Source organism: Corynebacterium sp. HMSC074C01 (assembly GCF_001814605.1).
Classification (GTDB): Bacteria; Actinomycetota; Actinomycetes; order Mycobacteriales; family Mycobacteriaceae; genus Corynebacterium.
The window spans coordinates 173313-183447 of sequence record NZ_KV817280.1 but is presented as its reverse complement, the minus strand read 5'-3'; the positions used below and the strand labels follow the sequence as shown (position 1 = coordinate 183447).

The window sequence follows — 10135 nt, the reverse complement described above, 5'->3', positions numbered from 1 at the left end:
TGTGTTGGGCGACTGTTTGCGCCCACCGTTTCTGCTTTGGCGCTAGTGGCCCGTCAGCTTCGGTGATAGTCCAGGTGCCGTCTTCGAATAGCCAGATGGCATCCCCGCTGTAGGGGTCTAGCAGGTAGTTGAGGGTGCCATCGGTTTTCATGTTGTGATGCCCTTGGCATAAACACGCCAGGTTCTTCGGGTGGGTTGGCCCGCCTTCAGCCCAGTTATGCCGGTGATCTAATTGGCTAAGATAAGCAGGCTCTTCACATCCGCCGACCCGGCAGGTACCGTCGCGGCCTTCGACAATCTTGCGCATGATCAGGCCTGGCTGGTAGCCGTCAGCTTCAGCGATATCACCGGTTAAATCCCGTGTCTTGTCATGTGGCATGGGCTCAGCCCGCCAGCCGAAGCCTTCAATATAGGTTGGTGCATTCTCAATGTCGCGGGCTTGGTAGGTGTGTAACACCACGGTGGCTGGTGGCTTTATCTCACCGGATAGCAGTTTGATGACTGCCTCAGGCACAGTGATGTTTTCTTTGGCGGCGGTTTTATGGATGAAGGCATCGAGTTTAATGCCGGTGTCTTCCCCAACTTGCAGTTCCAGCCAGGCTGAGGTGCCGTTAGAAGAAAACCGGTAGGTATCTTTAGGGCGGGTATCCCGGTAGGCGATGGAGTCATCGAGGGTTTTACATATGTCGCGGACTTTGCGCCTGATTTGGCTGCGAGTAGGAAAAGCCTGATTCGGCTTCGAAGGGGTAAAGAAATCAGCCAGGATTGTGTCGATGAAGTCTAGGGTTTCACTAGTCAAGGCTGTTAGTGCTGACATGGGCTGATCAATAGCAATCAAGGATTCAATGTCGAGCAGGCAGTGGGTGTCTTGTATGGCTTTGACTTTCGGCAGGCTGTTAAGGCGGTGGATGGCGCGCAGGCCGGATTTGATGTGGCCTTCCGGAAGTGACCAGGCTGCCACTAGGGATAGTGCGGTGGTGTTGATGTCTGCGTCAAGGCTGGGCATGGCTGCCTGCCAGGTGTCATAGGTGGCGCGGCGGGCGTTAGCGCGGGCTATAGCGTGTGGGTTATTCGGGTTAGTGGTGGAAAAGAAGAAGGGTGCAGGGCGTGTAGTGGCGGTGGTGGTCATGGAAATCTCCCCCGAGATAAACATGTGTTAGAAGAAATGTTCTAACCATGATTCTAGTACCACACACCCCGCATGGCTATAGCCTGCTCTAAATTCATGTCAAGTCGTTACTATAAACGGGGGTAGTCACCACGGGTTAGCCAGCACGTTCGATGCTGTATGGTTTGGGTAGTGTCGCGTGCGCGCGCAACGAAGAGAAAGGAAAGCTCGTATCAAAGGTAGCCGCACGAGCCCTGTCTGAAACCCCGCCAGCGTCAGGGATAGACTGGGCACAGTTAACCGCACGAACACGTATGAAGGGATTGTGTATGACTATCAAGGTAGGCGTCTTGGGGGCTAAGGGGCGCGTGGGCCAAGCAATCGTGGAAGGCGTTAATGCGGCGGAGGATTTGGAGCTAGTTGCTTCCATTGACCGTGAGACCCCGCTGGAGAAGCTGGTTGAGGCGGGCGCCGAGGTGGCTGTCGACTTCACCCAGCCGGCCTCGGTCATGGACAATCTAGAGTTTTGCATCGCACATGGCATCCACGCTGTTGTTGGTACCACGGGATTCGATGCAGAACGCCTAGCCAAGGTGGAGGAGTGGACTAAGAAAGAGGGCGCCGGCAACGTTCTCATCGCGCCGAACTTCGCTATTTCAGCTGTGCTGACCATGGTGTTTGCCGCCCAGGCGGCGAAGTTCTTCGACAGCGCTGAGGTAGTTGAATACCACCACCCGAACAAGCTTGATGCACCTTCCGGTACTGCAGTCCATACTGCGCAGGGTATTGCGAAGGCTCGCCAGGAGGCAGGCTTGGACGCCATGCCGGACAAGACCGAGCAGTCCCTCGATGGTGCACGCGGCGCAGACGTTGATGGTGTTCACGTCCACGCAGTCCGTATGCAGGGAATGGTGGCTCATGAAGAAGTTATCTTCGGCACTCAAGGCCAGTCCTTGACGATCCGCCAGGATTCCTATGATCGCTCTTCCTTTACCCCCGGTGTTCTGCTGGGTGTACGAGAAATCGTATCCCACCCAGGCCTGACCGTGGGACTTGAGAAGTACCTGGGGCTGTAATGGCAAAGGTCTCTGAGCTTGATGTCCAGCTCATTGCGGCAACCGCTTTCCATGCGCCGCGAGGAGTGGACTGGGAGGTTGATGAGGGGGCGTCGGAAAGCGAGGCTCTAGTCGAATTTGCCGGGCGCGCCTGTTATGAGTCCTTCGACAAGCCGAATCCCCGTACCGCCTCAAACCAGGCCTATTTGCATCACATTCTGGAAGTAGGCCACGATGCATTGCTGGAGCATGCCACGGCGACGCTCTATATACGGGGACTGTCGCGGTCGGCGTCGCACGAGCTGGTTCGCCACCGTCATTTCTCTTTCTCGCAGCTCTCGCAACGCTTCGTGCATTCTGAGGAAGCCGAGGTAATCCTACCCAAAATCATTGCGGAGGATGAACAGCTAACGCGGTTGACCTTGCAGGCGGCCGACGAAGCGAGGTTTGTCTACGAGGAGCTCCTTGACGCCCTCGAGTCCAAACTGGAAGAGGAGCCAAATGCATTGCTGCGCAAGAAGCAGGCTCGGCAAGCGGCGCGTGCGGTATTGCCCAATCTCACGGAATCCCGGATCGTCGTGACAGGAAACTATCGAGCGTGGCGTCACTTTATTGGCGCGCGGGCGACTGAACAGGCTGATACAGAGATGCGTCAGCTCGCCGTCACGTGCTTGAAGCTGTTGAAGGAGCAATCGCCGGTGCTTTTCGACGACTTCCATATCACCACCCTGGCTGACGGCACCGAAATGGCCTCGAGCCCCTACGCTTAAAGCATCAGCAGGAGACTCGCGCACGACCCCGATGCGGCCAATGGGGGCGAAAGCGGGTAATCTTGACGCCTATGAGCACAGGTATGACAGCACAGGCAGGCGTCGACACCTTCGGACGCGTAGGCGTAGCTATGGTCACTCCTTTTGACCAGGATGGCGCCTTGGACGTGTCCGCTGGACGTCGCCTAGCAGCTCATTTGGTTGATAACGGCGTTGATTCCCTCATTTTGTCTGGGACCACGGGCGAATCACCGACGACGTCGTTGGATGAGAAACTGGAGCTGTTCGCAGCTGTAAAGGAAGAGGTAGGCGGCCGCGCTAAGTTGTGCGCTGGTGCGGGAACTAATAACACCGCCACCAGCATTGAGGCAGCGCGCGCTTTCGCTGATGCGGGAGCAGACAGCCTTCTGGTCGTGACTCCGTATTACTCCAAGCCTTCCCAGGCTGGTGTGTACGCGCACTTTACTGCTGTGGCTGACGCCGTGGACCTCCCAATTTGTCTGTACGACATCCCTGGCCGCTCGGGCATTCCGATTGCGGCGGAGACCCTTCTTCGCCTCGCGGAAGTGCCGAACATCAAGGCTGTTAAAGACGCCAAGGGCGATCTTGTAGCAGCCGCACCGCTTATCCAGGAAACCGGTTTGGCATGGTACTCCGGAGATGACGGACTGAACTTGCCGTGGCTGGCCCTCGGCGCTTCGGGCGTTATTTCCGTGATTGGCCATATTGCTCCGCGGGCCCTGGCTGATCTCTACGTAGCCTTCGATGAAGGCGATATCGCACGTGCGCGAGAGATCAACGCGAAAACTTTGTCCCCGCTCGTCGAGGCGCAAGGTCGCCTCGGAGGAGCAACTCTTGTTAAAGCTGCCCTGCGCCTGCAGGGCATTGAAGTTGGAGAACCTCGTCTCCCAGTTACCGCGGCTGACGCGGAGGAGATCGAGGCGCTCCGCCACGATTTGGAAAAGGCTGGAGTCCTTTAAGAATGACTGAATCCCGTAACCGCTCCCGCAAGGTAACCCGTAAGGCGGGCCCGCCTTCGGAGACTGAGACCGCCTCGAATGAGGCGGCTTCGCCGGTTTTCCAAGCGCCGAACGAATCGGCTGCTTCCGGCGCTAACTCTAAGGAGTCTGGAAACTCTGACGACGGCAACCGTCGTTCCCGTTCTCGTGGTTCCCGTGGCGGCCGTGGTCGCGGTCGCGGCGGCAACAACAACCACAACAACGGCAATGACAACAACGGTGGTCGTACCAACCGTAATCGCAATAACAACCGCGGTCGCCGCAACGTGCCCAAATCCATGCAGGGCGCGGACTTGACCAAGCGTCTGCCGGAGCCACCGAAGCAGCAGAAGGATTCGCTGCGTATTTATGCTCTGGGCGGTATTTCTGAGATCGGTCGAAACATGACCGTCTTCGAGTACCAGGACGAAATGCTCATCATCGACTGTGGTGTGCTCTTCCCGTCCTCCGGTGAGCCGGGCGTGGACCTGATTCTCCCGGACTTCGGTCCGATTGAGAAGAAGATTCACAAGGTCAAGGCGCTCGTCGTCACGCACGCACACGAGGACCACATTGGTGCGATTCCGTGGCTGCTGAAGCTGCGCCCGGATATCCCGATCGTGGCTTCGCGCTTCACCATCGCGCTGATCGCGGCCAAGTGTAAGGAGCACCGTCAGAAGCCGAAGTTCGTTGAGGTCAACGAGAAGTCCGATGTGAACTACGGCCCGTTCCGCTGCCGCTTCTGGGCAGTGAACCACTCCGTCCCGGATGCACTTGGCGTCATGCTGGGCACCCCGGCCGGCAACATCATCCACACCGGTGATATCAAGCTGGACCAGACCCCGCTGGATAACCGTCCGACGGATCTGCCGGCCCTGTCGCGTTACGGCGATGAGGGCGTGGACCTCATGCTGTGTGACTCCACCAACGCCAATATCCCGGGTGTGTCCGCCTCTGAGGGCGATATTCCGGCGACGTTTAAGCGGCTGGTGTCTGGGGCCAAGCAGCGCGTGATCATCGCTTCCTTCGCCTCCAACGTCTACCGCGTGCAGGCGGCTATCGACGCCGCCGTGGCCGCCGGCCGCAAGGTTGCCTTCAACGGTCGCTCCATGATGCGCAACATGGAAATTGCGGAGAAGATGGGCTTCCTTAAGGTGCCGCGCGGCACCATCATCCCAATCGATGAGGCCGCCAAGATGGCTCCGCACAAGGTGTTGCTCATTACCACCGGTACCCAGGGTGAGCCGATGGCGGCGCTGTCCCGCATGGCCCGCCGTGAGCACCGCCAGATCACGGTCCGCGATGGTGACCTCATCATCTTCTCCTCCTCCCTGATTCCGGGTAACGAGGAAGCCGTGTTTGGCGTTATCAACATGCTTTCCCAGATTGGTGCTGAAGTCATCACCAACAAGGAGGCTAAGGTTCACGCCTCCGGCCACGGCTACGGTGGCGAGCTGCTCTTCCTCTACAACGCAGCCCGCCCGAAGAACGCCATGCCGGTGCACGGCGAGTGGCGTCACCTGCGCGCCAATAAGGAGCTGGCTATTTCCACTGGTGTGGCCCGCGACCGCGTGGTCTTGGCTCAGAACGGCGTTGTCGTCGATCTGCGCAATGGCCGTGCTGAGGTCGTCGGCCAGATCCCTGTGGGCAACCTCTACGTTGATGGTGTGTCGATGGGTGATGTCGACGCCGATACCCTCGCGGACCGCACCAACCTGGGTGCTGGCGGCGTTGTTTCCATCACCTGTGTCATTGATAACCGCACCTCGCGCCTGCTCGAGCACCCGACGGTGTCTACTACGGGCTTCTCTGACGATGACCGCGGTATCGTGCCTGAGGTAGCTGAGATGGTGGAGAACACCATGAATGACCTTGCAGCTGAAGGTGAGAACGATACCTACCGCATGGTGCAGAAGCTGCGCCGCAAGGTGTCGAAGCTGATGGATTCCAAGTACAAGCGCGAGCCGGTGATTCTGCCGACCATCGTGCCGACGAACTCGGATATCTTGCTGCCTGACGACGACGAAGTTCACGCTTCCCGTGAATCGCTCTAGGCTTTAGACCGACAGCGCCCCAGCGTTCCCGCTCATGGTGGGTATGCTGGGGCACATGTCGTTTTCCTCAAGCGAGCGCGCCAAAATGGTGGCGTTATTCCATGAACTTGGTCCCGATGCACCGACGTTGTGTGAGGGCTGGTCGGCCCACGACCTCATAACGCATTTGTGGGTTCGTGAGAACCGCCCTGATGCTGTGATCGGTGTTTTTGTCCCTGCACTGACTTCTCATGCTGATGGCATCGCTAGCAAGATTCGTGCGCAGATGACATATGAGGAGCTTGTTGATTCTTGGGGTAGGGGAGCAGGCAAACTGAATCCTCTGCGCTATGCGGACTCGGTGTTTAACACCGCGGAGCACTTCGTGCATCATGAGGATCTTCGCCGCGCCAATGGTCACACTGAACCACGGGATTTGTCACGAGCCGCGCACTCCGAGCTCGTGGCGCCGTTGAAACTACTAGGCACACGGCTGTTATCACGTTCTCGCCGTCCTGTCGTGCTGGAACCGCAGGGCTTTCCGCCGATCGTGGCGGCGGATAAGCGGTGCGTTTCCGAGCAAGGCGATTCAGTGGTACGGGTGCGTGGCACCGTGGCCGAATTGCTTTTGTGGGTTGTCGGCCGCGAGGCCGCCCGCGTGGAGATTGAGAGCGATGCCTCCACCATCGTTAGGTCAAGCCTGTAGGCTGAACTGCGAAAATTCTTTAGTATGCGCGTGTGGCGTATGTGGTTAATGGTGCGTTTGCTACTAGAGTGGCAGGCATGTCTGTCAAGAACGCTCCGTCTCGCGCCTCCGGCCGAGGTCGCACCGCTAATCGGTCGCGGCCGTCGGGCCGTACAAGCTACTCGCTGACGTCCGCAACCCGCGCTGCCGAGACCTCCGAAGAGAGGACCGGCAGCGCCTTTCGTGCCGTTGGACGCGGACTCGGCAGCGTTTTTGGCGCCACCGCCAAGGGTATGGGGAGCATGGCGCGGGGAGTCGGGCATGGCCTCGCTGGGCTCAAGCCTGCTGAAGCGGGAAGCCGGGATGAGGATCTCTACGATTCTGCCTATGATGCGCCCCATGACGAGGGGGCTTTTGATGATTACGACGAGTTGAGGGAGCCAGGGGAAATTTCTGGACGCGCGAAGAATAAGAAAACTAGCAAGAGGGCTGAGGGCGCTGCTTCTTCGAAGAGCAAGGTGACCCGGGCCCATGACGTCGACGGTGATATGCCGACGACCGTTATGGAGCGCCCTACTCGCACGGAGAAGAGCATTCGCGTCTCTAATCCAGATGCGGTTGCGCTCGTGCTGATTGGCGTGGCCATCATCCTTGCCTGTGCAACGTGGTTCCAGGTCGCCGGTGTTATCGGTGAATACCTCACCAATGCTGTTCGCTATGTCATTGGTGCAGGCGCCTATGTCCTTCCCGTGGCATTGATCGCGGTTGCCATCGCGCTCATGATGGATCTGTCCGGCCCGGCCGGCCATTTCAAGCCACGCGTCGTGGGTGGCACTGCCCTTATCGTGGTGTGCATGCTCAGCCTCATCCATATTTTTGCTGGGCTTCCGAAGCTTACCTGGAAGGACAATGCCGCCGGAGAGGCCGGTGGTGTTATCGGGTATGGAATAGGCGAGCTGTTGGTAGCGGCCTTCTCCAGCTACGTGGCGGTGCCGTTGCTCTTCCTGTTGATTGTCTATGGGGCGCTCAACATCACTGGCATCACCCTGCGCGAGGCATATGACTTCGTGGCCTCCCAGTTCTCCGCGCTCCTCGGCGGACTCCGTGATCGGAAGAACCGCTCAGATGAGGAGCTGCTTGACGACGCCCTTGCGGACGATTACGGCTACGCCAGCGAGGACATCGACGCCATCGCCGAAGGGCGCGAGCGTCCCGCACGCCCGGCGTATACTCCGCGCCCGCGCCCGAAGCAGACCCCGAAGAAGCAGACCCCGAAGCAGCCCCCGAGGCAGATGCCGGATGAGAATGCCACGGTGTCCTTTGACTCCGCGGCGCAGCCTGTAAACCAGGAGCCGGTGCAGCACGGCCGACCAAGCTTTGATAGCCGCGTCGATGACACAGATGAGATCCCTGTCGTGCCGGAACCGGCGCCCGCTCCGCAGCCGGAGCAGAAGTCAGCGCCACAGCCAGTACCGAAACCAGCACCGAAGAAGCGTCCGCGCGTGGACGTCGGCGGTGCCGCCGGCGCGGCACTGGGAGCGGCGGCTGCGGAGACGTCGGCAAGCGCAGCGTCGGTTGGCTCGGCGGGAGAGGACGTGGTCTCCGCCGCGCATTCCGAGGCAGTGCGCATGTTCCAGGAACGATCCGGGCGTGATGCGCGAACGGGTGCCAAGATTGAGGACGAGGCTCAGAGCGTAGCCGAAGAAACGACTGCAGCTCCGAGCGGTGCGGAAGACACTGCCCTGGGCGGCGGCTACGATGTGCCGACGACGGACCTGCTCACCGCTGGCAAGCCTGCGAAGGCACGCACGGAGGCTAACGATCGCATCATCGAGGCCATCACCGAGGTCTTTGAAGAATTCAAGGTCAATGCCCAGGTCACTGGTTTTAGCCGTGGCCCGACAGTGACGCGCTACGAGATCGAGCTGGGTCCAGGCGTCAAGGTTTCGAAGATTACGAACCTACAGTCCAACCTGGCTTATGCTGTGGCGACGGATAATCTGCGCCTGCTCACCCCGATTCCGGGCAAGTCCGCAGTCGGCATTGAGGTGCCCAATGCGGACCGCGAGATGGTGCGTTTGCGCGATGTCTTGGATTCCCCGGCACTGCGCGCTGACCATGACCCCATGCTGATCGGCTTGGGTAAGGATATCGAAGGTGAGTACACCTCCTTCTCCGTGAAGAAGATGCCGCACCTGCTCGTGGCCGGTGCTACCGGTTCCGGTAAGTCGGCCTTCGTGAATTCCATGCTGGTCTCGCTGTTGACCCGCGCGACGCCGGAAGACGTTCGCCTCATCCTCGTCGACCCGAAGATGGTGGAGCTCACGCCGTACGAAGGTATTCCGCACCTCATCACCCCGATCATTACGCAGCCAAAGAAAGCTGCGGCGGCCCTGCAGTGGCTGGGGGGGGAGATGGAGCAGCGCTACATGGACATGCAGGCTGCCCGCGTGCGCAAGATTGAGGACTTTAACCGTAAGGTCCGCAGCGGCGAGTATCAGGCCCCGGCCGGCTCCCAGCGGGAGATGCGCCCGTACCCGTACATCGTGTGTGTCGTGGACGAGCTCGCGGACCTCATGATGACGGCGCCGAAGGAGATCGAGGACTCCATCGTCCGCATTACCCAGAAGGCGCGTGCAGCCGGCATCCACTTGGTGCTCGCAACGCAGCGCCCGTCCGTGGACGTGGTGACCGGTCTTATCAAGACCAACGTTCCTTCCCGCCTGGCTTTTGCGACGTCCTCGCTTACGGACTCTCGAGTTATCCTGGACCAGGGTGGTGCCGAGAAGCTCATCGGTATGGGTGACGGACTCTTCATCCCGCAGGGTGGGCGTCCGGTACGTATGCAGGGTGCGTTCGTCTCGGATGAGGAAGTGCAAGCGGTTGTCGACGCCGCGAAGGCACAGGGCGCACCGAACTACACCGAAGGTGTCACGGAGGATAAAGCCAAGGACGCCAAGAAGGAGATCGACGAGGAAATTGGCAAGGACATGGACGACCTCTTGGAGGCCGTCGACCTCGTGGTCACGTCCCAGCTGGGTTCCACCTCGATGCTTCAGCGCAAGTTGCGTATCGGATTCGCCAAGGCCGGCCGACTCATGGACCTCATGGAGTCGCGCGGTGTGGTTGGGCCATCGGAAGGCTCCAAGGCTCGCGAGGTGCTGGTCAAGCCGGAGGAACTCGATACCATCATCTGGATGATTAAGGGGGCCGATCCAGCCGAGGCCCCGAAGGAGGTCCAGGAGGCTGAAGGCGCCGACGCAGTCGACGACGCTGCAGGCGATACCCGTACCGTCGAAATCAATGCCAACCCCTCCACCGGTGCGTTCTAAGTTCCGTGTAGGATAGGTCGAGTCTTGGAGGGGAGTACCCCAATCCACGGCGTCGATCGTCAACACGGCAACTGCGGTACAGTTCCCGGTCGCGTCGGCTAGCAATGCTCTGGTAGGCGTCGCTAGCGGGGGAGACCTCCGGTCTTTGTTGTCG

Annotated in this window: 7 protein-coding genes; 6 read left to right on the top strand and 1 reads right to left on the bottom strand. The window is 59.6% G+C overall.

The annotated features are described in order from the left end of the window. On the bottom strand, positions 1-1129 hold a 1129-nt coding region (locus HMPREF2978_RS07475), incomplete at its 3' end, for an HNH endonuclease signature motif containing protein (RefSeq protein ID WP_070744898.1). 308 nt (positions 1130-1437) lie between these two features. Here HMPREF2978_RS07475 and dapB point away from each other — a divergent pair. The 6 genes from dapB (at position 1438) to HMPREF2978_RS07445 (ending at position 9981) form a co-directional block, all read left to right on the top strand. Beyond that, the gene (dapB, locus tag HMPREF2978_RS07470; protein WP_070527115.1) at positions 1438-2184 is read left to right on the top strand and encodes a 4-hydroxy-tetrahydrodipicolinate reductase; all 747 of its coding nucleotides are present in this window, start codon (positions 1438-1440) and stop codon (positions 2182-2184) included. Next, on the top strand, positions 2184-2933 hold the full coding sequence (thyX, locus tag HMPREF2978_RS07465; RefSeq protein ID WP_070527118.1) for an FAD-dependent thymidylate synthase: 750 nt from the start codon (positions 2184-2186) through the stop codon (positions 2931-2933). Before dapB ends, thyX begins: the two co-directional genes overlap by 1 nt. 71 nt (positions 2934-3004) lie before the next feature. Beyond that, complete coding sequence (dapA, locus tag HMPREF2978_RS07460; protein ID WP_070527121.1) at positions 3005-3913, top strand: 4-hydroxy-tetrahydrodipicolinate synthase; 909 nt, start codon at positions 3005-3007, stop codon at positions 3911-3913. A 2-nt stretch (positions 3914-3915) separates the two neighbouring features. Next, on the top strand, positions 3916-5985 hold the full coding sequence (locus HMPREF2978_RS07455) for a ribonuclease J (RefSeq protein ID WP_070527124.1): 2070 nt from the start codon (positions 3916-3918) through the stop codon (positions 5983-5985). A gap of 43 nt (positions 5986-6028) precedes the next feature. Further along, positions 6029-6670: a TIGR03085 family metal-binding protein gene (locus tag HMPREF2978_RS07450; protein ID WP_070527127.1), complete on the top strand. Its 642-nt coding sequence runs from the start codon at positions 6029-6031 to the stop codon at positions 6668-6670. A 77-nt stretch (positions 6671-6747) separates the two neighbouring features. Further along, entirely contained in the window at positions 6748-9981 is a 3234-nt protein-coding gene (locus HMPREF2978_RS07445; RefSeq protein WP_070744823.1) for an FtsK/SpoIIIE family DNA translocase, read from the top strand. Positions 9982-10135: the final 154 nt, after the last annotated feature.

Bases quoted from the DNA above. Each gene is read 5' to 3' on its own strand.
- dapB (WP_070527115.1), top strand. From the start codon at position 1,438: ATGACTATCAAGGTAGGCGTCTTGGGGGCTAAGGGGCGCGTGGGCCAA.
- thyX (WP_070527118.1), top strand. From the start codon at position 2,184: ATGGCAAAGGTCTCTGAGCTTGATGTCCAGCTCATTGCGGCAACCGCT.
- dapA (WP_070527121.1), top strand. From the start codon at position 3,005: ATGAGCACAGGTATGACAGCACAGGCAGGCGTCGACACCTTCGGACGC.
- HMPREF2978_RS07455 (WP_070527124.1), top strand. From the start codon at position 3,916: ATGACTGAATCCCGTAACCGCTCCCGCAAGGTAACCCGTAAGGCGGGC.
- HMPREF2978_RS07450 (WP_070527127.1), top strand. From the start codon at position 6,029: ATGCTGGGGCACATGTCGTTTTCCTCAAGCGAGCGCGCCAAAATGGTG.
- HMPREF2978_RS07445 (WP_070744823.1), top strand. From the start codon at position 6,748: ATGTCTGTCAAGAACGCTCCGTCTCGCGCCTCCGGCCGAGGTCGCACC.